This window comes from Mordavella massiliensis (assembly GCF_016901695.1).
Classification (GTDB): domain Bacteria; phylum Bacillota; class Clostridia; order Lachnospirales; family Lachnospiraceae; genus Claveliimonas; species Claveliimonas massiliensis_A.
Genome location: NZ_JACJKS010000021.1, coordinates 1 through 25397, shown reverse-complemented (window position 1 = coordinate 25397; position 25397 = coordinate 1). Strand labels below are relative to the sequence as shown.

At 57.7% G+C, this 25397-nt stretch carries 21 protein-coding genes and 2 pseudogenes; 22 read left to right on the top strand and 1 reads right to left on the bottom strand.

Annotated elements, in window-relative coordinates; all coding sequences use genetic code 11:
- The first annotated feature begins 5 nt into the window (after nucleotides 1-5).
- From H6A20_RS11470 to H6A20_RS11390, 17 genes and pseudogenes are all read left to right on the top strand, one after another.
- Entirely contained in the window at nucleotides 6-809 is an 804-nt protein-coding gene (locus tag H6A20_RS11470) for an HD domain-containing protein (RefSeq protein ID WP_204907261.1), read from the top strand.
- On the top strand, nucleotides 806-2131 hold the full coding sequence (gene brnQ / locus H6A20_RS11465; RefSeq protein ID WP_204907260.1) for a branched-chain amino acid transport system II carrier protein: 1326 nt from the start codon (nucleotides 806-808) through the stop codon (nucleotides 2129-2131). Before H6A20_RS11470 ends, brnQ begins: the two co-directional genes overlap by 4 nt.
- Nucleotides 2132-2133: 2 nt before the next feature.
- Complete coding sequence (locus H6A20_RS11460; RefSeq protein WP_204907259.1) at nucleotides 2134-3777, top strand: amidohydrolase; 1644 nt, start codon at nucleotides 2134-2136, stop codon at nucleotides 3775-3777.
- Nucleotides 3767-4627 carry a YitT family protein gene (locus H6A20_RS11455; RefSeq protein ID WP_204907258.1) on the top strand — a complete coding sequence of 287 codons (861 nt, stop codon included), beginning with the start codon at nucleotides 3767-3769 and terminating at the stop codon, nucleotides 4625-4627. The genes H6A20_RS11460 and H6A20_RS11455 overlap by 11 nt, the downstream gene beginning before the upstream one ends.
- 105 nt (nucleotides 4628-4732) lie before the next feature.
- Complete coding sequence (locus H6A20_RS11450; RefSeq protein ID WP_204907257.1) at nucleotides 4733-5848, top strand: phosphotransferase enzyme family protein; 1116 nt, start codon at nucleotides 4733-4735, stop codon at nucleotides 5846-5848.
- Nucleotides 5849-6207: 359 nt separating this feature from the next.
- Nucleotides 6208-6792: a hypothetical protein gene (locus H6A20_RS11445; protein ID WP_204907256.1), complete on the top strand. Its 585-nt coding sequence runs from the start codon at nucleotides 6208-6210 to the stop codon at nucleotides 6790-6792.
- A 169-nt stretch (nucleotides 6793-6961) separates the two neighbouring features.
- Nucleotides 6962-7384 carry a 30S ribosomal protein S12 gene (rpsL, locus tag H6A20_RS11440; RefSeq protein ID WP_204907255.1) on the top strand — a complete coding sequence of 141 codons (423 nt, stop codon included), beginning with the start codon at nucleotides 6962-6964 and terminating at the stop codon, nucleotides 7382-7384.
- Between the two features lie 264 nt (nucleotides 7385-7648).
- Nucleotides 7649-8119, top strand: coding sequence for a 30S ribosomal protein S7 (gene rpsG / locus H6A20_RS11435; protein ID WP_338106698.1), 471 nt, complete (start codon nucleotides 7649-7651; stop codon nucleotides 8117-8119).
- Nucleotides 8120-8134: 15 nt separating this feature from the next.
- Complete coding sequence (gene fusA, locus H6A20_RS11430; protein WP_204907253.1) at nucleotides 8135-10252, top strand: elongation factor G; 2118 nt, start codon at nucleotides 8135-8137, stop codon at nucleotides 10250-10252.
- 161 nt (nucleotides 10253-10413) lie between these two features.
- Nucleotides 10414-11607: an elongation factor Tu gene (tuf, locus tag H6A20_RS11425; RefSeq protein ID WP_204907252.1), complete on the top strand. Its 1194-nt coding sequence runs from the start codon at nucleotides 10414-10416 to the stop codon at nucleotides 11605-11607.
- Nucleotides 11608-11745: 138 nt separating this feature from the next.
- The gene (locus H6A20_RS11420; protein ID WP_204907251.1) at nucleotides 11746-12675 is read left to right on the top strand and encodes a RelA/SpoT domain-containing protein; all 930 of its coding nucleotides are present in this window, start codon (nucleotides 11746-11748) and stop codon (nucleotides 12673-12675) included.
- Nucleotides 12672-13484: a carbon-nitrogen hydrolase family protein gene (locus H6A20_RS11415; protein WP_204907250.1), complete on the top strand. Its 813-nt coding sequence runs from the start codon at nucleotides 12672-12674 to the stop codon at nucleotides 13482-13484. Before H6A20_RS11420 ends, H6A20_RS11415 begins: the two co-directional genes overlap by 4 nt.
- A 147-nt stretch (nucleotides 13485-13631) precedes the next feature.
- Nucleotides 13632-14711, top strand: a pseudogene (locus H6A20_RS11410) (L-arabinose isomerase family protein); the annotation flags it as partial.
- A 30-nt stretch (nucleotides 14712-14741) separates the two neighbouring features.
- Complete coding sequence (locus H6A20_RS11405; protein ID WP_275952135.1) at nucleotides 14742-15437, top strand: L-ribulose-5-phosphate 4-epimerase; 696 nt, start codon at nucleotides 14742-14744, stop codon at nucleotides 15435-15437.
- 14 nt (nucleotides 15438-15451) lie between these two features.
- A pseudogene (locus tag H6A20_RS11400) lies at nucleotides 15452-16282 on the top strand (alpha-L-arabinofuranosidase C-terminal domain-containing protein); the annotation flags it as partial.
- A gap of 77 nt (nucleotides 16283-16359) precedes the next feature.
- Nucleotides 16360-17448 carry a GntR family transcriptional regulator gene (locus tag H6A20_RS11395; RefSeq protein WP_204907249.1) on the top strand — a complete coding sequence of 363 codons (1089 nt, stop codon included), beginning with the start codon at nucleotides 16360-16362 and terminating at the stop codon, nucleotides 17446-17448.
- Between the two features lie 25 nt (nucleotides 17449-17473).
- A complete protein-coding gene (locus tag H6A20_RS11390) occupies nucleotides 17474-19078 on the top strand; it encodes a xylulokinase (RefSeq protein WP_204907248.1) in 1605 nt (534 codons plus the stop codon).
- A gap of 71 nt (nucleotides 19079-19149) precedes the next feature.
- Here the strand turns inward: H6A20_RS11390 and H6A20_RS11385 are convergent, their stop codons facing one another.
- Nucleotides 19150-19935, bottom strand: a complete 786-nt coding sequence (locus tag H6A20_RS11385; protein WP_204907247.1) for an HAD family hydrolase — start codon at nucleotides 19933-19935, stop codon at nucleotides 19150-19152.
- A gap of 182 nt (nucleotides 19936-20117) precedes the next feature.
- On the opposite strand from H6A20_RS11385, the gene tig reads away from it, so the two are divergent.
- The 5 genes from tig to H6A20_RS11360 all read left to right on the top strand — a co-directional run bounded on the left by tig (nucleotide 20118) and on the right by H6A20_RS11360 (nucleotide 25274).
- Nucleotides 20118-21158 carry a trigger factor gene (tig, locus tag H6A20_RS11380; RefSeq protein ID WP_204907246.1) on the top strand — a complete coding sequence of 347 codons (1041 nt, stop codon included), beginning with the start codon at nucleotides 20118-20120 and terminating at the stop codon, nucleotides 21156-21158.
- A gap of 212 nt (nucleotides 21159-21370) precedes the next feature.
- The gene (locus H6A20_RS11375) at nucleotides 21371-21547 is read left to right on the top strand and encodes a hypothetical protein (RefSeq protein WP_204907245.1); all 177 of its coding nucleotides are present in this window, start codon (nucleotides 21371-21373) and stop codon (nucleotides 21545-21547) included.
- A gap of 181 nt (nucleotides 21548-21728) precedes the next feature.
- Nucleotides 21729-22574, top strand: coding sequence for an L-ribulose-5-phosphate 3-epimerase (locus H6A20_RS11370; RefSeq protein ID WP_204907244.1), 846 nt, complete (start codon nucleotides 21729-21731; stop codon nucleotides 22572-22574).
- A gap of 51 nt (nucleotides 22575-22625) precedes the next feature.
- Complete coding sequence (locus tag H6A20_RS11365) at nucleotides 22626-24134, top strand: FGGY-family carbohydrate kinase (RefSeq protein ID WP_204907243.1); 1509 nt, start codon at nucleotides 22626-22628, stop codon at nucleotides 24132-24134.
- Between the two features lie 81 nt (nucleotides 24135-24215).
- Complete coding sequence (locus H6A20_RS11360; protein ID WP_338106696.1) at nucleotides 24216-25274, top strand: alcohol dehydrogenase catalytic domain-containing protein; 1059 nt, start codon at nucleotides 24216-24218, stop codon at nucleotides 25272-25274.
- Nucleotides 25275-25397 lie beyond the last annotated feature (123 nt).

Genomic DNA, 25397 nt, shown 5'->3' with positions numbered 1-25397 from the left:
GACAGATGGATGCAAACAGAACAGACATCGATTACGGGCGGGCCAGGGAGGTCTTTGAGAGGTACCTGGACGGCTATGACAGAACAGATGGCAAGGTGAAGCTGAAGATCACCCACACCTACGGGGTGGTGGCGTGCAGCATGCAGCTTGCGGCGCGGATGCGTCTGTCCGGTGAGGACGCGCAGCTCGCGCGGGTCATCGCCCTGCTCCACGACATCGGCAGATTTGAGCAGCTAAAGCGGTTTGACAGCTTCCTGCCGGAGACGATGGACCATGCGGCCTACGGGGTGGAGATCCTCTTTGGGGAGGGGATGATCCGGCGGTTCCTGCCGGATGACAGGTGGGACGGGATCATACGGACCGCAATCGCAAAGCACAGCGATTACGCCCTCGAAGGCGTGGAGGACGGGCGCGCGCTGCTCCATGCAAGGCTCATCCGGGACGCGGACAAGCTGGATAACTGCCGGGTGAAGATTGCGGACCCGCCGGAGACCTTTGCGGGCGCGACGGCGGCGGAGATCGGGAGGACGGCCATCTCGCCCGGCGTGAAGCGGGATGCCATGGAGGGGCGCTGCATCCTGTCCGCGGACCGGAAGACGCAGATGGACTTCTGGGTGTCCTACCTGGCTTATTTTTATGACCTCAATTTCCGCGAGAGCCTGGATCTGGTGGAGGAGAACGACTATGTGCGAAGGATCGCGGGGCGTATCCCCTACACGAACCCGCAGACGGCGCGGGACATGGAGGAGATCGTCGGGAAGCTGACGGAATATGTCGGAACGCACGGAAAGGAACAGAAAAACGTATGAGAAAAAATATAAAAAAGGACATTCTGGTCACAGGCTTTGCCCTGTTCGCCATCTTCTTCGGATCGGGGAACCTGATCTTCCCGCCCCAGGTGGGGCTTTTGTCCGGGCAGTATGTGCCGGCGGCCATCGCCGGCATCGCGCTTACGGGGATCCTGTTCCCGATGCTGGCTGTCGTGTCGGTTGGAAATATGGGCGACGATCTGGAAGACATGATGCGTCACGTGACGCCGTGGTGGCACTACTTCTATATGGGGGTCGCCATCCTGGCCGTGATCTTCGGGACGATCCCGCGGTGCGGGGGCGTGGCTTACGAATCCGGTTTTGAGGGGATATTCGGAGATATGCCTGTGCAGGCAAGATTTTTGTTCCTCTTTGTCTTCTTCGCAGTGTCCTACTATTTTGCCATGAACCGGTCGCGGGTCATAGACCGGGTCGGCAGCTACCTGACCCCGGTCCTGCTCGTCACGCTTCTGATCGTGATCGCCCTGGCCTTTATCCGGCCGGTGGCGCCCGTGGAGGGGGGCGTGATGGAAAGCGGCGGGCAGGCGTTTGTCAATGCGTTCCTGACCGGGTACAACACGGCGGACGTGGGTACTGGCATCATCTGCGCGGGTATTTTCATCGAGGCGTTCCGGCAGAAGGGATACACAGACAGGCGTCAGTCCCGCAAAGCCATGGCGGGCATCGTCACAGTCGGATTTGTCCTTCTTTTTATCGTCTACGGGGGACTTGCATATCTGGGAGCCCAGGGGACGCGGATCTATGAGGCGGATGTGGACACGACCTTTCTTCTGACAGATCTGGTGCGCCGCCTGGCGGGCTACGGCGGCGGCGTAGTCCTGGCGCTGGCCGTGATCTTTGCCTGCCTGACAACGGCCATCGGCATGATCGCCACTACGGGAGAGTGGGTGGCGGACTGGACGAAGGAGAAGATCCCCTATCCGGTGGCGTCCCTGGTGATCACGGCGGCGATCTTCCTCGTGGCTTCCACGGGCGTGAGTAATGTGCTGGCTATCTCCGGACCGCTCTTCACCGTTCTGTTCCCCATGTCTGTTGTGATGGCTGCGCTGGGGCTTCTTGGCAGGCGGGTGCCCAACGACGGGATGTGGAAGGGGGCTGTGTTTACGGCGTTTTTCATGTCCCTGTTTGACGCCCTGAATGTGGCCGCCTCGTCCGGACTTCTGAAGGCGGACGTATCGGGGATCATGGATGTGATCTACGTGATCCCGCTGGCAAGAGAGGGATTTGCCTGGCTGATCCCTACCGTGATCGGCTGTATCGCCGGGGCTTTGCTTGGGCGCAGGAAGAAGGAGGAAGCGTGAAAATGACCGGAACACTTTACAGGAACGGAAAAATATTTACCGCAGACGACAACTGCCTTTATGCGGACGCCATGATCGTGGAGGACGGAGTGGTCCGCTGGGCGGGCCAGGAGGCGGATCTGGACCGGGGAGCGGCGGAGGGACTTGCGCAGACAGATCTGGGCGGGGCCTGCGTGATCCCCGGGTTTGTGGATGCCCACATGCATCCGGTGATGCTGGCGGATTTCGCCGCGCAGATATCGGCCCTGCCGCCGAAGGTGCACTCCATCGCCGAACTGACAGAAGAGATCCGCCGGGTGCGGGCGCAGCGGGAGAAAGAGGGCCGCGCCGGGGAGAACTGGGACGGGCGCTGGATCGAGGGCTGGGGCTATGATGAGGGAAAGTTTGCCGAGAAGAGAAGCCTGACCCGGTATGATCTGGACGCCGGCTGCAGCGACATTCCGGTGTGCATCCTGCGCACCTGCGGGCATATCCGCTGCGTCAACAGCAAGGCGCTGGAGATGGCCGGCATCGACCGGAACACGCCGGATCCGGAGGGGGGAGAGATCGAGAGGGACGCGGACGGGGAACCGACGGGCGTCCTGAAGGAGAACGCCAGAAATCTGGTGACGCCTTTTATGCCCGTGCAGGGAGAGGAGGAGAAGGCGGAACACCTGGCCGCCCTTGGCAGACTTCTTCTCTCCCAGGGGATCACCTCCATCACGGACATGGGCAATCTTGGCAAAGGCGACAACTATCCCCTGTATGAGCGGGCGGCGTCCCTTGGGTTCCGGCAGAGGGTCGGGATCTACTATATGTGGGACTTTTTCGCAGATGATCCGGCCTTTGCCCTGCCTGCGAGGAGGCGGGACAGGAGGAGCCAGTTCTTTGCGGCCGGCCTGAAACTGATTTCGGACGGCAGTGTGTCCGGCAGGACGGCCTGGATGGATCAGCCCTATCTGGGAAGCGGGGACTGCGGCATCAGCGTCTGTCCGGATCAGCTTCTTGAATCCGCCGTCGCCTTCTGCAAAAAGAACCGGTGCCAGCTCTCCGTCCATGCCATGGGCGGCCGGGCGGTCGCAAGGATCGTGGACCGGGTGTGCCGGGAGCAGAACTGGATGGCGGACGATGTGCCCTATGTCCGGGTTGAGCATATCACGGAACCGGGGGAGGAAAGCATCCGGAAGGCAGCCGGGAGCGGGATCGCATTTGCAACGCAGCCTGTGTTTATGTACGCGGAGATCGAGAGCTATCTTGCGAACCTGGGAGAGGAGCGCATGCGCCGCTGCTATCCGGTCCGGCACATGTTGGAGAGCGGGGTGCGGCTGTGCTTTTCCACAGACGCCCCGGCCACGTCCTGGGCGGACCCGTCCGATCCGTTTACCAATCTGAAGGCCGCTGTCACAAGGAAGGCGTGGGACGGTACGGACTGCGGGCAGCAGGAGGCAGTGGATATAGAGACGGCTGTAAAGCTGTACACGAGGGAGTCGGCGCGGATCGCCGGCTTCCCGGATACGGGGCAGCTCAAAGAAGGATACAGGGCTGATTTTGCCGTCCTGGACCGGGATCTGTTCACGATCCTGCCGGAGGAGATCGACAGGGTGAAGGTGAAGAGAGTCTATATGGACGGACAGGAAGTCTACGGGAGGTCTGGAAATGAAATTTGAACCAAAAGAAGATATCAAGAGGATCATTATCGTCTGTATCGCCGCGGTCATCATGGCGCTGAACATCAAGTCTTTCGTGCGCACCGGCGGCCTGTATCCGGGCGGGGCCACGGGGCTTGCTCTGCTCATCCAGCGGGCGGGGGATCTGTTTTTCCATGTGACGGTGCCCTACACCGTGGTCAACGTGGCGCTCAACGCGGTGCCGGTGTATATCGGTTTCCGGTATATCGGGAAGAAATTCACCCTGTACTCCTGCCTGATGATCGTGCTTACCAGTGTGCTGACCGATATGCTGCCCGGCTATGCGATCACCTATGACACGTTGCTGATCAGTATCTTCGGCGGCCTCATCAACGGCGTTGTCATCAGCCTGTGCCTTCTGATGAACGCCACGACGGGCGGGACGGACTTTATCGCCATTTTCCTGTCGGACCGGAAGGGGATCGACTCCTGGAATATCGTGCTGGGCCTCAATGTTGTGATCCTGGGCGCGGCCGGCATCCTCTTCGGATGGGACAAGGCGCTCTACTCCATCATCTTCCAGTACACGTCCACGCAGACGCTCCACGTGCTCTACAAGAAGTACCAGCAGGAGACGCTGTTCGTGGTGACCAACCATGCGGAGGAGATCTGCGACGCCATCTCCCGGGCCACGAACCACGGCGCCACCATTATAGAGGGGCAGGGGGCCTACAAGGAACAGGAGCGTAAGATCGTCTACTCCGTCGTGTCCGGCGCGGAGAGCAAGCGGGTGCTCCGGCTCATCCGCGAGGCGGACCCGAAGGCGTTCATCAACCTGATGAAGACCGAGCAGGTGGCCGGAAGATTTTACCAGAAGCCAAATGAATAACGATTGTGCAAATTAAGGGGGAAATCGGATAAAGATTTCCCCTTTTCTTTATATTACAATTGTCCTGTCAATGAGAAAGAACGAACTTCCAGGAGGGATAGGAATATGAAGGAAATCGCACAGGAGAGGCTTGCGGAGGCCATCGGGAATTTTAAATACGAAGGGAAACTGATCCAGTGCCGGCCCTACGGCAGCGGACATATCAACGACACCTTCCTTCTCGTGTATGAGATCGGGGAGATGGGCAGGCTGAAGGTGATCCTGCAGCGCATGAACACGGAAGTGTTTACAGCGCCCGAGGAGCTTATGGAGAACATCCTTCATGTCACCTCCTATCTGAAGGAGCGCATTGCCGAGAACAGCGGGGACCCGGAGCGGGAGACGCTGAACGTGATCCCGGCAAAGGACGGGAAGGCCTACTATAAGGACAGCGAGGGGAATTACTGGAGATCCTACAAGTTCATCACAGGCGCCACCAGCTACGACAAAGTGGAAAAGCCCGCTGATTTCTACGAGAGCGCCGTGGCCTTCGGCAATTTCCAGCGGCTGCTGGCGGATTTCCCGGCGGAGACGCTCCACGAGACGATCAAAGGGTTCCACGACACAAGGGCCCGCTTCGCCGTATTTGAGCAGGCGGTGAAGGAGGATGTGATGGGCCGCGCATCTTCCGTGGAGAAGGAGATCGAATTTGTCCGCGCCAGGGAGAAGTCCATCGCGAACTACTTCAGCGAACTGCTGGAGAAGGGCGAGCTTCCCCTCCGGGTTACCCACAACGATACAAAGCTCAACAACATCATGATCGACGACAAGACCGGCCGGGGCATCTGCGTGATCGACCTGGACACGGTTATGCCGGGCCTTGCCATGAATGATTTCGGCGACTCCATCCGCTTCGGCGCCAGCACGGCGTCTGAGGACGAGAGGGATTTAAGCCTTGTGTCCTGCAGCATGGAGCTGTTCGACATCTACGCGCGGGGCTACATCGAAGGGTGCGGCGGCAAGCTGACGGACCGGGAGATCCTGGAGCTGCCCATGGGCGCCAAGACCATGACATACGAATGCGGCATGCGCTTCCTGACAGATTACCTGCAGGGGGACACCTATTTCAAGATCCACAGGAAGGATCACAACCTGGACCGCTGCCGGACCCAGTTCAAGCTGGTGGCGGACATGGAGCAGAAGTGGCACACCATGCAGGCGATCGTGAAGAAATATATGTAATTAAAAAAGGTTGATTTTGTACCAGAGGAACTGCCGGGTAAACGGCAGTTCTTTTTTTATCCGCCTCGATGAAGGCGGGATATGTTTCGGGATTTTCTGGCAGGATCTGCCACAGGTTCCATTTGATGCAGAGAAAAATAAAAAGGAGGTACGCCTATGGGAAAGAGCAGTACGGCTGTCAATCACTGGATGAGGGACAGAGGCAGATTTGCGGATCTGTTCAATGGAGTCGTCTTTGACGGAGAGCGGGTTGTCTGCCCGGAGGATCTGGAGGAGGCAAGGGGAGAGTCGGATATCCTGGTGCCGGATCAGGACAAGAATGAGAGGCAGGTGCAGAGGTACCGGGACATAGTGATGCAGTGGAAGAAGGCCCTTACCTGGCCCTGCTGGCCTGTGAGAGCCAGTCCGGCGTCCACTACGCCATGCCTGTCCGCAATATGCTCTACGACAGCCTCTCCTACACGGAGCAGATCCGCAAAATGCTGAAAAACTATGTGCCCGATTACCGCATCAATCTGGTGGATGTGGGGAAGATACACGATCCTGAAAAGTTTACCAGCGATTTACAGCTTATCTTCGGTATGCTAAAATATAGGGGAGACATGAGAGAGCTTCAAAAGTATATGGACAGGCACAGAGAGTATTTTCAGAACGTAGACGCGGATACCTACCGCGCGGCAAGAGAGATGCTGCATGCAGGAGGCGTGATGGAGAGCATGAGAGAGGAAAAAGACCGAAAGGAGGGGACGGTGAATATGTGCAAGGCGTTGGAGGATCTGTACCAGTCGGGCGTTGACAGCGGGATGGAGATGGGCATACAGGCGCTTGTGGAGACATGCCGGGAGCTGGGCCACACAAGGGAAGTGACGGAGAAGAAAGTGGGCGAGAAGTTTACGGTTTCCCGGGAGAAGGTCCGGGAGTGCATGGAAAAGTACTGGGCATGAGAAAAGTCAGGGGCCTGCGGGACAAAAAAATCCCGCAGGCCCTTGACTTTTGGGGCCATCCATACTAAAATAGTCTGGCGTGCATTGAAATACGCTGTATTTCGTGCGCCTTAAACTTGCAAAAGTTTAAAACCCGTAACTTATTTTTAATCGTAGGAGGTGAAGAGAAATGCCAACATTCAACCAGTTAGTAAGAAAGGGACGTCAGACTTCTGCAAAGAAATCTACAGCTCCGGCTCTTCAGAAAGGGTATAACTCCCTGAAGAAGAGAACGACAGACACATCCGCTCCCCAGAAGAGAGGTGTGTGCACAGCCGTTAAGACAGCTACGCCGAAGAAGCCGAACTCAGCTCTTCGTAAGATCGCCAGAGTACGTCTTTCCAACGGAATCGAGGTAACAAGCTACATTCCGGGCGAGGGACACAACCTGCAGGAGCACAGCGTTGTCCTGATCCGCGGAGGCCGTGTTAAGGACCTTCCCGGTACAAGGTATCACATCGTAAGAGGAACACTGGATACGGCAGGCGTTGCCAAGAGAAGACAGGCCCGTTCCAAATACGGTGCAAAGAGACCGAAAGACGCTAAAAAATAAGCTCTTAGTGAGCGCAAGCAGAAGCGCAGCGCGAAGTTAGAGATTATTTTGTTCTTCGGAGCGAAGCGGAGAAGAACTTCTCTGATTGGCCCGGAGGACAGTATGACTGTAGTCACAAACAGAACTATGATGAAGTAAGTTACAGGTATTACAGATAGAAGATACGCTCTTCTCTCGTGTATGACCTGTGCACTGCACTGTATCATTAGAAAGACACATGTGAGTACCGATGAATTAATCAAAATGTTTAAGGAGGGAAGAACCGTGCCACGTAAAGGACATACGCAGAAAAGAGACGTATTAGCGGATCCGTTATACAACAGCAAAGTGGTGACAAAGCTTATCAATAACATCATGTTAGACGGTAAGAAGGGCATCGCGCAGAAGATCGTATACGGAGCATTTGACAGGATCGCGGCAAAGAGCGACAAGCCGGCCATCGAGGTGTTTGAAGAGGCCATGAACAACATCATGCCCGTACTTGAGGTAAAGGCAAGACGTATCGGCGGCGCCAACTACCAGGTGCCGATCGAGGTGAGAGCTGAGAGAAGACAGACTCTGGCTCTGCGCTGGCTGACCAACTTCTCCCGCGCAAGAGGCGAGAAGACGATGGAGGAGAGACTGGCAAATGAGATCATGGATGCAGCCAACAACACAGGCGCAGCCGTGAAGAGAAAAGAAGACATGCACAAGATGGCAGAAGCAAACAAAGCATTTGCTCACTATCGATTCTAATAGGAGGAGAAGACCTTGGCTGGAAGAGAATATCCATTGGAGAGAACCAGGAATATTGGTATCATGGCTCATATCGATGCCGGTAAGACGACACTGACAGAGCGTATCCTCTATTATACTGGTGTTAACTACAAAATCGGTGATACTCACGAAGGTACTGCTACCATGGACTGGATGGAGCAGGAGCAGGAGAGAGGTATCACGATTACTTCAGCCGCTACCACCTGCCACTGGACACTGGAGGAGAAGACGAAGCCGAAGAAGGGCGCTTTAGAGCACCGCATCAACATCATCGACACTCCGGGCCACGTGGACTTCACGGTAGAGGTTGAGCGTTCCCTTCGCGTGCTTGACGGCGCAGTGGGTGTGTTCTGTGCGAAGGGCGGCGTAGAGCCCCAGTCCGAGAACGTATGGCGCCAGGCGGACACATACAACGTACCGCGTATGGCGTTCATCAACAAGATGGACATCCTGGGCGCTGACTTCTACAATGCCGTAGAGCAGATCAAGACAAGGCTCGGCAAGAATGCCATCTGCCTCCAACTGCCGATCGGTAAGGAAGACGATTTCAAGGGGATCATCGACCTGTTCGAGATGCAGGCCTACATCTACAACGATGAGAAGGGCGACGACATCTCCGTGACAGAGATCCCGGACGATATGAAAGACGACGCAGAGCTCTACCACACAGAGCTTGTGGAGAAGATCTGCGAGCTGGACGACGATCTGATGATGGAGTACCTGGAGGGCGAGGAGCCGTCCGTGGAGGCCATGAAGGCAGTTCTTCGTAAAGCGACATGCGAGTGTACGGCAGTTCCGGTATGCTGCGGATCTGCTTACAGGAACAAAGGCGTCCAGAAGCTTCTGGATGCGATCCTTGAGTTCATGCCCGCCCCGACAGACATCCCGGCTATCAAGGGTGTCGATGAGGACGGCAACGAGGTGGAGAGACATTCCTCTGACGAGGAGCCCTTCTCCGCTCTTGTATTCAAGATCATGACAGACCCGTTCGTAGGTAAGCTCGCTTACTTCCGCGTTTACTCCGGAACCGTCAACTCCGGTTCCTACGTGCTGAACGCGACAAAGGACAAGAAGGAGCGTGTGGGACGTATCCTGCAGATGCACGCCAACAAGAGACAGGAGCTGGATAAGGTGTACTCCGGCGATATCGCCGCCGCCATCGGCTTCAAGTTCTCCACAACAGGCGACACGATCTGTGATGAGCAGCACCCGGTCATCCTTGAGTCCATGGAGTTCCCGGAGCCGGTTATCGAGCTGGCGATCGAGCCCAAGACAAAGGCATCTCAGGGCAAGCTGGGCGAGTCCCTTGCCAAGCTGGCAGAGGAGGACCCGACCTTCCGCGCACACACAGACCAGGAGACAGGCCAGACCATCATCGCAGGTATGGGCGAGCTCCATCTGGAGATCATCGTGGACCGTCTGCTCCGCGAGTTCAAGGTAGAAGCCAACGTAGGCGCCCCGCAGGTTGCTTACAAAGAGGCCTTCACCAAGGCTGTGGACGTGGACAGCAAGTACGCGAAGCAGTCCGGCGGACGTGGTCAGTACGGACACTGTAAGGTAAAATTCGAGCCCATGGATGTCAACGGCGAGGAGACATACAAGTTCGAGTCAACCGTAGTCGGCGGAGCGATCCCGAAGGAGTACATCCCGGCTGTCGGCGAAGGTATCGAGGAAGCCATGAAGTCCGGTATCCTTGGCGGATTCCCGGTTGTGGGCATCCATGCGAATGTGTACGACGGATCCTACCATGAGGTCGACTCCTCAGAGATGGCCTTCCACATCGCCGGATCCCTTGCCTTCAAGGACGCGATGAAGAAAGCCGCGCCGGTGCTTCTTGAGCCTATCATGAAGGTGGAAGTCACCATGCCGGAGGAGTACATGGGAGACATCATCGGCGACCTGAACTCCCGCCGCGGACAGATCGAGGGTATGGACGATCTGGGCGGAGGAAAGATCGTGCGCGCATTCGTGCCGCTTTCCGAGATGTTCGGATACTCCACAGACCTGCGTTCCAGAACACAGGGACGAGGCAACTACTCCATGTTCTTCAACAGCTACAAAGCTGTTCCGAAGTCCGTACAGGAGAAAGTATTATCCGGAAAAAATGATTAATATCCTCCCCCGTCAGGCCGGCCCCACATTTTTGCCTAAAAAAGTGTGAAAAAAGCTTGAAAAACGGGGGGATATGAAATATAATCAGAACTAGCCGAGTTTAACTGATCAAATCAAAAAATGCCCGAAAAAAGGGCGCTCGATTAAGGAGGATATTCAAAATGGCAAAAGCTAAATTTGAAAGAACAAAACCGCATTGCAATATTGGTACCATCGGCCACGTTGACCATGGTAAGACAACTCTGACAGCAGCCATCACAAAGGTTCTGGCTCACAGAGTAGCCGGTAACGCCGAGGTTGCCTTCGACAACATCGACAAGGCTCCCGAGGAGAGAGAGCGTGGAATCACGATCTCCACAGCTCACGTTGAGTACGAGACAGACAAGCGTCACTATGCACACGTTGACTGCCCGGGACATGCTGACTACGTTAAGAACATGATCACCGGTGCTGCTCAGATGGACGGCGCTATCCTCGTAGTTGCTGCTACAGACGGTGTTATGGCTCAGACAAGAGAGCACATCCTTCTGTCCCGTCAGGTAGGCGTTCCCTACATCGTTGTATTCATGAACAAGTGCGACATGGTTGACGATGAGGAGCTCCTTGAGCTGGTTGAGATGGAGATCCGTGAGCTGCTTGACGAGTACGAGTTCCCGGGCGATGACACACCGATCATCCAGGGTTCCGCTCTGAAGGCTCTGGAAGATCCGGACGGAGAGTGGGGCGACAAGATCATGGAGCTCATGGATGCAGTTGACTCCTACATCCCGGATCCGCAGCGTGACACAGACAAGCCGTTCCTTATGCCTGTAGAGGACGTATTCTCCATCACAGGTCGTGGAACAGTTGCTACTGGTAGAGTAGAGCGTGGTACACTTCACGTATCCGACGAGGTTGAGATCGTTGGTATCCACGAGGAGACAAAGAAGACAGTTGTAACTGGTGTTGAGATGTTCCGTAAGCTTCTTGACGAGGCTCAGGCTGGTGACAACATCGGCGCGCTGCTTCGTGGCGTTCAGAGAACAGAGATCGAGAGAGGACAGGTTCTTTGCAAACCCGGTTCTGTTACATGCCACCACAAGTTCACAGCTCAGGTATACGTTCTGACAAAGGACGAGGGTGGACGTCATACTCCGTTCTTCAACAACTACCGTCCGCAGTTCTACTTCAGAACAACAGACGTTACAGGTGTTTGCGAGCTTCCCGAGGGAACAGAGATGTGCATGCCTGGTGATAACGTAGAGATGACGATCGAGCTGATCCATCCGGTAGCTATGGAGCAGGGTCTCCGCTTCGCTATCCGTGAGGGTGGCCGTACAGTAGGATCCGGCCGTGTTGCTACGATCATCGAGTAATCTCTGATCTACAACAGAAGAAGCATATAATCAGGAGGGCATCTTGAAGGTTATGAAAATGACTGGAGGGGTGCCCTCTTTTTTATCATACGTACAGATCACATGCAGACAGTGCCTGACAGGAGAGGGGGTGCGCAGATGGACTGGAATCGTGAACTGGACAGGATCGTGGAGGAGGCGGAGCTGGAGAGCATGTACGGGCAGGTGAGCGAGATCGAGCCGGAGCTGGATTTCCAGCTGAAGCGGATCGCCGAGCACTACGGGGAGGGGGCGAACCCCTACCGCGCCGGGTGCGAGGAGACGGCCCGGAGCCTGCTGATCCGGATCCTGTCAGACGAGCGGCTAAAAGAGATCCACTCGGCCAAGTACCGGGTGAAGACTGCGGAGAGCCTGATCGGGAAGTGCATCCGGAAGAAGGCGGAACTCCCCCGGCTGCCGGGCGAAGACTGGGATGTGGAGAAATACCGGCCGCTTTGCGGGGACAACTACTACAAAGTCATCACGGACCTGGTGGGGATCCGGATCCTGATCCGCTACCCCCAGCAGTGGCGGATGGTCCACGAGTGGATCCTGGATGTGTTCGCCCCCTGGAAGCAGGACTGCGTGAAAGACTGGGAGGCGGCCTACCCGGAAGAGGGTGCGGGCAACTTCCTGGCGGAGCAGCCCCGGCTGTACGTCCGGTACGGGAATGAGATCTCCGCCTATCTGGTGGACGGGGAGCTCCCCTTCCGGCCCACCATCTCAAAGGAGGGCTACTGCAGCCTGCACTACCTTGTCTGGTACGAGGGGCACTATGCGGAGATCCAGGTGCGGACCATCTTTGACGAGGCCTGGGGCGAGTGCACCCACGACCTTGTGTACAACAGGCACAGGAACAGCGGGAACAGGCAGGAGCTGGAGCGGCTCTCCGTCTGCCTGGCAGCCCAGACCCAGTCCGCGGGGATGCTGGCTTCCCTCATGTATGACATGGCCTTCCCGGGGGAGGACCGGGAGGAGCCGGCGGCGGACGGCTATCTGGCGGGCCGGATCTTCAAGGGGCCGGCCCTGCAGGATGAGGAAAGGAGATGAGGCGTGTGAAGATCGCGCAGATCCAGTCCCACGTGTACGGGGACAAGGAGAAAAATCTGAAACAGGCGGAGGCGTATCTGGCGCAGATGGCGCCGGAGAAGCCGGACCTGGTGGCGCTGGGGGAGATGTTTGCCTGCCCCTACGACACAGCGAATTTCCCGGTGTACGCCGAGGCGGAGGGCGGCCCCATGTGGCGGGCGCTGCGGGACATGGCGGCGAAGTACAGCGTCTGGCTGGCGGCGGGCTCTGTGCCGGAGCGGGACGCGGACGGGAGGATCTACAACACGGCCTATGTGTTCGACCGGCAGGGGCGGCAGGCGGCGAAACACAGGAAAGTCCATCTGTTTGACATCCAGGTGGAGGGCGGCCAGCACTTCCGGGAGTCGGACACCCTGACGCCGGGACGCGCAAGCACGGTCTTTGACACGGAGTTCGGGAAGATCGGCCTGTGCGTCTGCTTTGACTTCCGCTTCCCGGAGCTGGCTCTTCGGATGGCCCGGGACGGGGCCAGGCTGATCCTCGTGCCGGCGGCCTTCAACATGACCACCGGCCCGGCCCACTGGGAGCTCATGTTCCGCAGCCGCGCCGTGGACGGCCAGTGCTTTGCGGCGGGCATATCCCCGGCCAGGGATGAGTCGGCCGGCTATGTGGCCTGGGGGCATTCGATCCTCGTCTCCCCCTGGGGCGACGTGATCCGGCAGATGGATGAGAAGCCGGGCTATATGCTGACCGAGATCGACCTTTCCATGGCGGACCGGGTGCGGGAGCAGCTGCCCCTTCTGTCCGCCAGGCGGGAGGAAGCGTATTAAACAGAGAAACGATATGCAGGAGGCGGAAGTCTGAAAAAGACTCCGCCTTTTTCATAAATTGTAGTTGTAAATACAACTAAGGCATTGTATAGTACAGTTATCAGTACAAGTTGAATAAAGGAGGGTACAACAGTGGAAGAGAAATAGTACAAATTTTGGTTCTGCACAGGTTCACAGGATCTGTACGGGGACGAGTGTCTGGCTCACGTGGCGGAGCATTCGCAGAAGATCGTGGAGGAGCTGAATGCATCCGGCAATCTGCCCTACGAGGTTGTCTGGAAGCCGACGCTCATCACCAACGAGCTGATCCGCAGGACGTTCAACGAGGCCAACACGGACGACACATGCGCGGGCGTCATCACCTGGATGCACACGTTCTCGCCGGCCAAGTCGTGGATCCTGGGTCTGCAGGAATTCCGCAAGCCCCTGCTGCATCTGCACACCCAGTTCAACAGGGAGATCCCCTACGACACCATTGACATGGATTTCATGAATGAGAACCAGGCGGCCCACGGCGACCGGGAGTACGGGCATATCTTCAGCCGCCTCGGCATGGAGCGCAAGGTGGTCATGGGCTACTGGGCGGACGCGGATGTCCAGAAGCGGATCGGCGCCTGGATGCGCACGGCGGTGGGTGTGATCGAGAGCAGCCATGTGCGCGTCATGCGGATCGCGGACAATATGCGGAACGTAGCTGTGACAGAGGGCGACAAGGTGGAGGCTCAGATCAAATTTGGCTGGGAGGTGGACACCTACCCGGTCAATGAGATCGCGGAAGCTGTGGCGGCTATATCCCAGGCGGATATTGACACGCTTGTGGAAGAGTATTACGATAAATATGAAATCCTGCCCGAGGGCAGGGAAGGCGTGCTGGAGGCCCACATGCTGGAAGTATGCCCGACCATCGCCACATCCCTGATCGATCTGGGCGACCGGTTCCGGCTCATCATCAACGATGTGAACTGCAAGAAGACAGAGAAGCCGATGCCGAAGCTCCCGGTTGCCACTGCGTTCTGGACGCCGGAGCCGAACCTGCAGACCGGCGCGGAGGCGTGGATCCTGGCCGGAGGCGCGCATCACACAGCCTTCTCCTACGACCTGACGGCGGAGCAGATGGGCGACTGGGCGGCGTACATGGGGATCGAGGCTGTCTTCATCGACAGAGATACGACGATCCGCCGGTTCCAGAATGAGCTGAAGTGGAATGCGCTCGTGTACAGGAAATAGGATCTTGCGGAAAGACAGGAGGAAAAAAAGATGCTGGAAGAACTGAAAAAAGAAGTGTATGAGGCGAATATGCTGCTCCCCAAGTACGGGCTCGTGACATTTACCTGGGGCAATGTAAGCGGCATTGACAGGGAGAAAGGACTCTTTGTCATCAAGCCCAGCGGCGTGGACTATGACAAGCTTACGCCGGACGACATGGTCGTGGTGGATCTGGAGGGCAACAAGGTGGAGGGACGCTACAACCCCTCCTCTGACACCCCAACCCACGTGGTGCTGTACAACCGCTTCCCGGAGGTGGGCGGCATTGTGCACACCCACTCCCCCTGGGCCACGAGCTGGGCGCAGGCAGGGCGGGACATCCCCTGCTACGGCACCACCCACGCGGACTATATCTACGGGGAGGTTCCGTGCGTGCGCAACCTGACAAAGGAAGAGATCGAGGAGGCCTACGAGAAGAATACGGGCGTGCTTATCGCAGATGAATTCGAGGCGAGAGGCAAGGATTACAACGCGGTTCCTGCTGTGCTTTGCAAGAACCACGGCCCCTTCACATGGGGCAAGGATGCCCACGAGGCGGTGCACAACGCGGTGGTCCTCGAGGAGGTGGCCAAGATGGCGGCCCGCTGCGAGATGATCCATCCGGGCAACGAGCCGGCGCCCCAGGAGCTCCAGGACAAGCATTATTACAGAAAACACGGAGCCAATGCGTATTACGGGCAGAAATAAGCTGAAAATCTGAAGTGTCTGAAAGACCGGCCCGCCTGGAGCTTGCATGGCGCAGCCTGGAGAAGAACGAAGTGGGCATCAACGAGTTTGCAAAGAGGGCAAAGAAGACCAACTCAGACGTGATGATGGCTGTCAACCTGGGCACGAGAGGCATCGCGGACGCCTGCAACCTGCTGGAGTACTGCAACCATCCGGGCGGGACAAAGTACAGCGACATGCGTATCGCCCACGGCGTGAAGGAGCCCCACAACATCAAGGTATGGTGCCTTGGCAATGAGATGGACGGACCCTGGCAGCTGGGCCACAAGACAATGGAGGAGTACGGCCGCGTGGCGGAGGAGACAGCCAAAGCCATGAAGCTCATCGACCCCACCATCGAGCTCGTTTCCTGCGGCAGCTCCAACCGGGAGATGCCTACCTTCCCGCAGTGGGAGGCCACCACGCTGGAGCGCACCTACGACTACGTAGACTATGTGTCCCTGCACCAGTACTACGGAAACGAGGCCAACGACACGGCGGACTTCCTGGCGAAATCCAACGATATGGAGGAGTTCATCAAGACCGTCATCGCTACATGTGACTATGTGAAGGCGAAAAAGCGCGGCACAAAGAATATCAACTTAAGCTTTGACGAGTGGAATGTATGGTTCCATTCCAAGGCGGAGGAGCTGGACATCACACAGAACAAGCCGTGGCAGGTGGCGCCGGCCCTCCTGGAGGACATCTACACCTTCGAGGACGCCCTTCTGGTAGGCCTGATGCTGATCACCTTCCTGAAGCACGCAGACCGGGTGAAGATGGCGTGCCTGGCGCAGCTGGTGAACGTGATCGCGCCCATCATGACGAGCACGCTGCACAAGGCTTCCTGGAATGTGATCCGTCTGGGAAAATAAGATAACGACTGCGAACGCGGGGGAAAGATATGGGACAGAAGCCAAAATACATGGAGATCTGCGACTGGATCAAAGCGCAGATAGACAGGCGTGAGCTCTGTCCGGGAGACAGGATCTACTCGGAGAATGAACTCATGCAGATCTTCTCCGTCAGCCGGCAGACCGTGAGGCACGCGATCTCACGGCTGGAGCTGGACCGCCTTGTGGTGCGCAGAAGGGGGAGCGGCACGTATATAAGTGGCTCCCCCGGCTTTGCCGGGCAGGGCGGCCACAGCAGGCAGCTGGCTGTGGTGACGACGTACATTGACGAGTACATTTTCCCGAAGATCATCAAAGCCATTGAGAAAGAGGTGTCCGGGGAGGGCTACTCCATCCAGGTCGCCTCGACCCGCAACTCCATCGAGACGGAGCGCATCATCCTGTCCAGGATGGCCGGGGAGAACCTGATCAGCGGTCTGATCGTCGAGTCGGTCAGAAGCGCGCTCCCGAACCCCAATATTTACCTGTACAAGGAACTGATCCGGCAGCAGATCCCGGTCGTCTTCCTGAACTCCTACTACCCGGACCTGCAGGCGCCCCATGTATCCATGGACGACCGGCAGGCGGGGAAGCGGGCGGCCAGGTTCCTGATCGAGAAGGGACACACGCAGCTGGGGGCGGTCTTCAAGGGGGATGACGGACAGGGACACCTCCGCTATCTGGGCTTTATCGAGGCGATGCTGGAAGCGGGCATCGAGATCCGGGAGGAGGACATCCTGTGGATCACCACAGGCTATGAAAAGGAGCTGGCAGACAGGAGGAACAGCTGGCTCAAAATGGCGGAGAGAGTGACCGCGTGCCTGTGTTATAATGACACGGTGGCCGGGCAGTTCATGGACATGTGCCTTGAGGCCGGCATGCGGGTCCCGGAGGACATCTCCATCATGGGGATCGACGACGCGGACACGTCAAAGGATCTGCCGGTGCCTCTGTCTACCGTGCACAACCCGCTGCGCAAGCTGGGGGAACTGAGCGCGCAGGTCGTCATGAAGATGGTGCAGGGGGAGCAGGTGGAACAGGCATATGAACTGAAGCCGGCGGTGGTAGAGCGGCTTTCGGTCTGCGAAAACGGGAAGTAAGAACATGGTTAAGGAGGAGGATACGATGGGCAAGGACGTACAGTCTGTAAAACAGATGATAGAGGAAGGAAAGGCCGTAGCCGGCATCGAGCTGGGCTCGACGAGGATCAAGACCGTGCTGATCGGCGAGGATCACGAGCCGGTCGCTTCGGGCAGCTACGACTGGGAGAACAAGCTGGACGGCCATATCTGGACCTACTCCCTGGAAGATATATGGAAGGGCCTGCAGGGGAGCTACAGCGACATGCTGCGGGACGTCAGGGAGACTTACGGGGCTGAGGTGACAAAGCTTGCTGGCCTTGGCTTCAGCGCCATGATGCACGGCTACATGGCATTTGACAAAGAGGGGACGCTTCTTGTGCCGTTCCGCACCTGGAGGAACACCATCACGGGGCAGGCGGCGGACGAGCTGACAGAGCTGTTCCGGTACAATATTCCCCAGAGATGGAGCATCGCCCATCTCTACCAGGCGGTCCTGAACGGGGAGGAGCACGTGAAGGACGTGGCCTACTTCACAACGCTGGCAGGCTACATCCACTGGAAGCTGACAGGGCGGAAGGTGCTTGGCATAGGCGACGCCTCCGGCATGTTCCCCATCGATACCGGGGCAAAGGATTTTGACGCCGGCATGATCGCGAAGTTTGACGATCTTGTAAAGGGAAAGGGATATCCGTGGAAGCTGCGCGACATCATGCCCCAGGTGCTGACAGCCGGGGAGGACGCGGGCGTGCTGACAGAGGAGGGGGCTGCCCTTCTTGACGCCTCCGGCGCCCTGCAGGCAGGCGTGCCGGTATGCCCGCCGGAGGGAGACGCCGGCACGGGCATGGCCGCCACGAACAGTGTGGCGGTCCGCACCGGGAATGTGTCCGCCGGCACGAGCGTGTTTGCCATGATCGTGTTGGAGAAGGAGCTCTCCAAAGTGCACACGGAGATCGACATGGTGACCACGCCAAGCGGAAGCCTGGTGGCCATGGCCCATGCCAACAACTGCACGTCAGACCTCAACGCCTGGGTATCGCTGTTCCGTGAGTTCGCGGAGGCGTCCGGCATGAAGGTGGACATGAACGCGCTGTTCTCAACTCTTTACAACAAGGCGCTTGAGGGGGATCCGGACTGCGGCGGGCTTCTGTCCTACGGCTACTACTCCGGGGAGAACATCATCCCCATCGACGAGGGGCGTCCGCTGTTCGTGCGCACGCCGGAGAGCCGGTTCAATCTGGCGAACTTTATGAGGACCCACCTCTACGCGGCCCTTGGCGCGCTGAAGATCGGCATGGATATCCTCGTGAAGGAGGAGAAGATCCGGATCGACAAGATCCTGGGCCACGGCGGCCTGTTCAAGACGCCGGGCGTGGGACAGCGGATCATGGCGGCGGCCATGCAGGCGCCCGTATCCGTGATGGAGACAGCCGGCGAAGGCGGCGCATGGGGCATCGCGCTTCTGGCGGCCTACGCGGTCCGCAAGGCGCCGGGCGAGACGCTGGAGTCCTACCTGGATGAGAAGGTGTTCGCCGGCAACGAGGGCGTGAGCATGGATCCGGATCCGAAGGATGTGGAAGGCTTTGAGGCGTTTATCGAGCGGTTCAAGACCGGCCTCTCCATTGAGCAGGAAGCCATCGCAAAAATATAGGCGCAGAAGATAAAGGCGCAGACGGCATACGAAAGAAACCCGCGCGGGAGAGTTCTCCTGCGCGGGTTCTTTTACATATCCAGGGAAGCGATGATGTCGTCCAGCACCTCGGGGACAGAGTCGGTCACGTAGGTGGAATAGAAGGCAATGCCGGGCGCTGCATTTGACATGGCGTAGCTTGTCCCTGCAAGCTGGAGCATCTCCACGTCGTTGTACTGGTCCCCGAAGACGACGCAGGCATCCGGGTCAATGTGCAGGTGCTGCAGAAGGGCCTGCAGGGCGGTCCCCTTGTTGGAGCCGGGGGCGATAAAATCCACCCAGATGTTGCCGGAGGTCACGACCTTGATCTCCTCTGAGAACAGGTCCTGCAGATAGCGCAGGCACTCCTTCGTGCCGTCAAAGTTGCAGACGGAGATCTTCAGGAAGGGCTCGCGGATCTCGTCGATGCTGCCCACCATGCACATGTCGTTCCCCACGACGTGGACCATGTGGTCGATGAAGGCCTGGCTGCGGGAGTCCGTATAGCAGACCCGCTCGCCGGAGATGATCAGGTCGCAGCCTGCGCACCGGTGGATGGCGTCCACGATCCGGACGCCGAGCCCCCGGGGGATCAGGCTTTTTGAGAGGGTCTCCCCGTTGTGTATGCACAGGGAGCCGTTTTCGGCGATGTAGGATATCTCGTCCTGCACCGGCTCAAAGAGGCGGCGCAGGTTCACGTACTGGCGTCCGCTGGCTGCGGCAAAGCGTATGCCGTGCTGCTTCAGGACCCGTATCTGGTCAAACACGGCGGGGTCAAGGGACTGCGCGCCGCCCTGCAGAAGCGTGCCGTCCAGATCGCTGGCGATCAGTTTTATCATAAGTTCTCGTCTCCTTTTCCGGCGCTGCCCGGGCAGCGCCGTCTCTATTATAGTACAACGGCGGCTCCGGGTCAAAAGGGAACAGGAGGGGATGATTTTTTTCCCGGGCCGGTGTATAATAGACTCTGACAGGGCGCAGAGGCGCCGGGAGAAAACGGAACAGAAACGGAGAAGACAAGCGTATGAAGAAGAAGTATGCGGCGGCGCTTATGCTGGCGGCGGCAACAGGACTGACGGCCTGCTCGGCGGGCGGGGCGTCAAACGATTACATCCGGATCGCAAAGTACAAGGGCGTGGAGGTCGAAGCGGTGGAGGGACTTCCCGACATCACGGATGAGTCTGTGGAGAACAACATCCAGACTGTGCTGGAGGGGTTTGCGCAGATCACGGAGGTGACGGACCGCCCCGCCAGGGAGGGCGACATTGCGGTGCTGGACTACACGGCATCCGCGGACGGACAGGAGATCGAGAACGGCGGGAACGAGGCGTACGAGCTGGAACTTGGCTCCAACACCTTTTTTGCCGAGTTTGAGGACGCGGTCATCGGCCACAGTGTCGGGGATTCCTTTGAGCTGGAGCACGCCTTCGCGGAGGACTACACCAATCAGAACTATGCGGGGAAGAACGTGACGTTCACGATCACCCTCACCGGCATCCGGGAGAAGGAGCTGCCGGACCTCACCGACGAGTTTGTGCAGACCATCTCGCAGAAGTCCGAGACGGTGGACGAGTACCGGGAGGAGATGCGGGAGCTCCTGGAGGAGAACAACGAGGAGTACGTCCAGAGCGAGCTGGAGGACAAGGTGTGGCAGAAGATCCTGGACGGCACGGAGGTCACCGAGTACCCGAAGGACAGGCTGGATGAGGAGAAGGAGGCCTTCTACACTTACTACCAGGCGGGAGCGGACTACTACGGGATGGAGTTCGCGGATTTCCTGGCCGCTATGGAAGTGACGGAGGAGGAGTTCGAGGAGCAGGTGACCGAGGCGGCGAAGTCCAACCTGAAAGAGAACCTGACCGCAGAGCTCATCGCGGAAAAAGAGGACATCAGCATGACGGACGAGGAGTACGGAAAGGCGAAGGAAGAGCTGGCCGACGAGATGTCCTACGAAGATGTGGAAGAGATGGAGGAGGAAGTGGAGGAGCACAATATCAAAAGCTACATCCTCCGGGATCAGGTGAAGGCCTGGGCGGCACAGAACTGCATCCAGGTGAAGGAATAGAGCGATTTTGACGATAAAGTCACGCACAGAAAAGGCCGGTTGGTGAAATCATACAGCCGGCCTTTTGTATTGATAAAAATGTAACAAACAAGCGGCTCATATGATGGCGAAAATCGGCGATTTTTCATATTTACCTTTTGGCGCGCAGATGCTATGATACTACCAGAAACAAGATAAACAAAAATTTAACAATCTATGAGGTGGTAAATATGATGACAGTACTTGCAACAATCGCGGCAGTGATCTTCGTGGCAGCAGGATGCTATATCCTTTTAAGAGATTTATACAACATCGTTGAGGCGCTTGCTTCAGGCGTGACATTTGCTCCCAGGACAGAGGCGCGCGGAGCCGGCAAGGTAGAGCTGAAGAACGTATACGCCGCCAGATAATCATACAGGATTGAAGAGAAAAAAAGCTCTCGGGATACAGGGTATTCCGGGAGCTTTTTTTGTATGTGAAAAATAAGACAAAAGTCAGAAACGGCGAAAAATGTAATTGCTATATCCGGATAAAAATACTATAATAAGGCTAGAAATGACCTATTGAATATACAGTTTAAAGGAGGGAACGATGAAGACAGTAAATGACTACCGGCTCGGCATCTATGAGAAGGCCATCCCGGCAGAGCTGAGCTGGAAGGAGCGGCTTCTGGCGGCGAAGGAGGCCGGCTTCGACTACATGGAGATGAGTATCGACGAGACGGACGCCAGAATGTCCAGGCTGGACTGGAGCGACGACCAGATCATGGAGCTCAGGGAGGTGCAGAAGGAGACAGGCTTCCCCATCGAGACGATCTGCTTCAGCGCGCAGCGGAAATACCCGCTCGGCAGCAAAAAGTGGGAGAGGGAGGCAAAGGAACTGCTGGAGAAGGGCGTCCTCTTTGCCAAGAAGATGGGGATCCGCATCATCCAGACACAGGGGTACGACTGCTACTATGAGGAGGTCAGCGACGAGACGACCAGGGAGCGGTTCTACCGGAACCTGGAGGAGGGCACCATGTTCGCGGCGGCCCACAGCGTGATGCTCGCCATGGAGACGATGGAGAACGATTTCATGAACACGGTGGAGAAGGCTATGTACAGCGTGAACCGGGTGGATTCCCCCTACCTGCAGGTGTACCCGGACATCGGGAACATCTCCAACGCGACCTCTGACGTGCCGGCGGATATCCGGACAGGGAAGGGGCATATCGCGGCGGCGCACCTGAAGGAGACCGTGCCGGGGAAATTCCGTGAGATCCCCTACGGCACAGGCCAGGTGGATTTCCCGGCGGCCATCGCGCAGCTCTACCGGCAGGGCGTCAGAAGGTACGTGGCGGAATTCTGGTACTGCGGGGAGGACAACTGGCGCGAGATCGCGGCCTGGAACCGGAAGTTCCTGGACGAGCAGTTCGCGAAAGCTGCAAAGCTCCTGTAGAAGATCCGCGTAGGTACAACGCGGCAGGAGGGAAAGGAGGAGACTCAGGAAATGGGACAGTATGTAATGGGCCTTGACAACGGCGGCACATCCACAAAGGCGGCTATCTTCGACCTGAACGGGAAGGAGATCGCCACAGCCGGCAGACAGACAAGCATGATCACCCCGAAGTCCGGCTACACAGAGCGGGACATGGAGGAGCTCTGGCTCGCCAACTGCGACTGCATCAGGCGGGCGCTTCAGAAGGCCGGCATAGATGGAAAGGATGTGCTCGGCATCGCTGTCTGCGGCCACGGGAAAGGACTGTATCCGTGGGGGAAAGACGGGAAACCCGCCTACAACGGCATCATCTCCACGGACAGCAGGGCCTGGAAATATCCGGAGAAATGGCATGAAAACGGGGTGTACGACGAGGTGCACGACCGGCTCTGCCAGGAGTTCATGGCATGCCAGCAGGTATCGCTCCTGGCGTGGCTGAAAGAACACGAGAGGGCGGTGTACGACAATATCCGGTACGCGTTCTCGGTGAAGGACTATGTGCGCTTCCGCCTCACCGGCGAAGCCTACAGCGAGGCCACGGACATATCCGGATCCGGCCTTATGAATGTGCGGGACGCGCGGTTTGACAAAGATATCCTGGAGAAGCTGGGGATCGGGGAGGCCTATGACATGCTCCCGCCGATCCGGTACTCCTACGACCTGTGCGGCCAAATCTCGGAGGAGGCCTCGAAGCTGACAGGGCTTCCGGCGGGCACGGCCGTGGCGGGCGGCATGTTCGACATAGACGCCTGCGCCGTCGCGGTGGACGTCACTTCGCCGGAGCGGATGTGCACCATCGCGGGCACATGGAGCATCAATGAGTACATATCGGAAAAACCGATCATGGACGGGAGCGTTGCCATGAATTCGCTGTTCGCCATGCCCGGATACTACCTGGTGGAAGAGTGCAGCGCCACCTCCTCGGGCAACCTGGAGTGGTATCTGGAGAACTGCATGGACCACGAGCCCATCCCGGAGGGGGAAAATATATACAGCATCGTGAACGACAAAGTGGCCTCCGTTAAGCCGGAGGAATGCGATGTCTACTTCCTGCCCTTCCTGTACGGCTCCAACGCCCACCCGCTTGGGAAAGGCGCGTTTATCGGCCTGACTACCTACCACAACAAGGGCCACATGCTCCGCGCCATCTACGAGGGGGTCGCGTACTCCCACAAGACGCACATTGAGAAGCTTCTGTCCACGCGGAAGCCGCCGGAGGCGATCCGGATGGCGGGCGGCGCCTGCAATTCCAAAGTGTGGGTGCAGATGTTCGCGGATATCCTGGGCTTCCCCATGGAGACGGTGGACGCCAAGGAGCTGGGCGCCCTCGGATGCGGCATGGCGGCTGCCATCGCGGCCGGCGTCTACAAAGACTACAGGGAGGCGGCCGAGCACATGGTGCATGTGTCCGGCAGGGTGGAGCCGAACCCGGCCATGCGCGAGATCTATGAGAAGAAGTACAAAAAATACCGGGCCGTCAGCGCGGCTCTGGACACTGTCTGGGGACAGTTTGAAGTATAGTGCAGTCATGGAAAAGAAAATATTTTAAATAAAGAAAGGTGGAAAGACACTATGGCACACAGAGGAAGTACTCCAAAAACAATGAAGGCACTTGTTGCCTACTCCAAGGATGACTATCGTTTTGAGCCGGCCTATCCGGCGCCGGAATGCGGACCGGACGATATCATCATCAAGACGGAAGCCTGCGGCATCTGCGCCGGCGACCTGAAGTGCAACCACGGGGCGGCGATGTTCTGGGGCGACGAGGTACAGCCGGCATGGGTAAAACCGCCCTTCATCCCGGGCCACGAGTTCTTCGGAAGAGTGGTGGAGATCGGTGAGAACGTGGAAGGATACGAGCTGGGCGACCGCATCATCGCGGACCAGATCGTTCCCTGCGGCAAATGCCGGTTCTGCAAGGACGGACATTACTGGATGTGCCAGCCCCACGACATGCTGGGATTCCAGTCTTACAACAACGGCGGCATGGCTGAGTATGTGCGCTACCCGAAGAACTGCGTGATCAGCCGCGTTCCCGAGGATATGAGCATCGAGCAGGCCCTTCTCGTCGAGCCCTACGGCTGCTCCAAGCACGCAGTGGACCGGGGGAGCATCACCAACGAGGACGTTGTGGTCATCTCCGGAGCGGGCACGCTTGGCCTTGGCATGATCACATATGCAAGAATGAAGAACCCGAAGCTCCTCATCGTGCTGGACATGAAGGACGAGCGCCTGGAGAAGGCGAAAGAGTTCGGCGCGGACCTTGTGTTCAACCCCGGCAAGTGCGACGTGGACAAGGAGATCAAGGCGCTGACAGACGATTATGGCTGCGACGTTTACATTGAGGCGACCGGACATCCCTCCAGCGTCATCCAGGGCCTGACGGTTACAAGGAAGCTGGGGCGCTTCGTGGAGTTCAGCGTATTCGGATCCGAGACATCCGTGGACTGGTCCATCATCGGCGACCGCAAGGAGCTGGATATCCTGGGATCCCACTTAAGCCCCTACGCATATCCCTTTGTGATCGAGAACATGATGAAGGGCAACCTGAAGACAGACGGGGTTGTGTCCAGTATGTTCAAGATCGAGGAGTGGGAGAAGGCGTTCGAGTATGCAACCGGAAAGTACGGGGATTTCAAAGTGGCGTTTAAATTCGACTGATCCTAAGATATAAGAAGGGGCTGTTGCAAAAGTAGATAGATAATCTACTGGAGCAACAGCTCCACTTTTTATACCTAAAAACAGAAAACAGGCCCCGAAGAGCCCGTAATCCGTGGTATAATT

What these genes read in the sequence shown, in the direction of transcription:
- H6A20_RS11470 (WP_204907261.1), top strand. Translation starts at nt 6, where the DNA reads ATGGATGCAAACAGAACAGACATCGATTACGGGCGGGCCAGGGAGGTC.
- brnQ (WP_204907260.1), top strand. Translation starts at nt 806, where the DNA reads ATGAGAAAAAATATAAAAAAGGACATTCTGGTCACAGGCTTTGCCCTG.
- H6A20_RS11460 (WP_204907259.1), top strand. Translation starts at nt 2,134, where the DNA reads ATGACCGGAACACTTTACAGGAACGGAAAAATATTTACCGCAGACGAC.
- H6A20_RS11455 (WP_204907258.1), top strand. Translation starts at nt 3,767, where the DNA reads ATGAAATTTGAACCAAAAGAAGATATCAAGAGGATCATTATCGTCTGT.
- H6A20_RS11450 (WP_204907257.1), top strand. Translation starts at nt 4,733, where the DNA reads ATGAAGGAAATCGCACAGGAGAGGCTTGCGGAGGCCATCGGGAATTTT.
- rpsL (WP_204907255.1), top strand. Translation starts at nt 6,962, where the DNA reads ATGCCAACATTCAACCAGTTAGTAAGAAAGGGACGTCAGACTTCTGCA.
- tuf (WP_204907252.1), top strand. Translation starts at nt 10,414, where the DNA reads ATGGCAAAAGCTAAATTTGAAAGAACAAAACCGCATTGCAATATTGGT.
- H6A20_RS11420 (WP_204907251.1), top strand. Translation starts at nt 11,746, where the DNA reads ATGGACTGGAATCGTGAACTGGACAGGATCGTGGAGGAGGCGGAGCTG.
- H6A20_RS11415 (WP_204907250.1), top strand. Translation starts at nt 12,672, where the DNA reads ATGAGGCGTGTGAAGATCGCGCAGATCCAGTCCCACGTGTACGGGGAC.
- H6A20_RS11405 (WP_275952135.1), top strand. Translation starts at nt 14,742, where the DNA reads ATGCTGGAAGAACTGAAAAAAGAAGTGTATGAGGCGAATATGCTGCTC.
- H6A20_RS11395 (WP_204907249.1), top strand. Translation starts at nt 16,360, where the DNA reads ATGGGACAGAAGCCAAAATACATGGAGATCTGCGACTGGATCAAAGCG.
- H6A20_RS11390 (WP_204907248.1), top strand. Translation starts at nt 17,474, where the DNA reads ATGGGCAAGGACGTACAGTCTGTAAAACAGATGATAGAGGAAGGAAAG.
- H6A20_RS11385 (WP_204907247.1), bottom strand. Translation starts at nt 19,935, where the DNA reads ATGATAAAACTGATCGCCAGCGATCTGGACGGCACGCTTCTGCAGGGC.
- tig (WP_204907246.1), top strand. Translation starts at nt 20,118, where the DNA reads ATGAAGAAGAAGTATGCGGCGGCGCTTATGCTGGCGGCGGCAACAGGA.
- H6A20_RS11375 (WP_204907245.1), top strand. Translation starts at nt 21,371, where the DNA reads ATGACAGTACTTGCAACAATCGCGGCAGTGATCTTCGTGGCAGCAGGA.
- H6A20_RS11370 (WP_204907244.1), top strand. Translation starts at nt 21,729, where the DNA reads ATGAAGACAGTAAATGACTACCGGCTCGGCATCTATGAGAAGGCCATC.
- H6A20_RS11365 (WP_204907243.1), top strand. Translation starts at nt 22,626, where the DNA reads ATGGGACAGTATGTAATGGGCCTTGACAACGGCGGCACATCCACAAAG.
- H6A20_RS11360 (WP_338106696.1), top strand. Translation starts at nt 24,216, where the DNA reads ATGAAGGCACTTGTTGCCTACTCCAAGGATGACTATCGTTTTGAGCCG.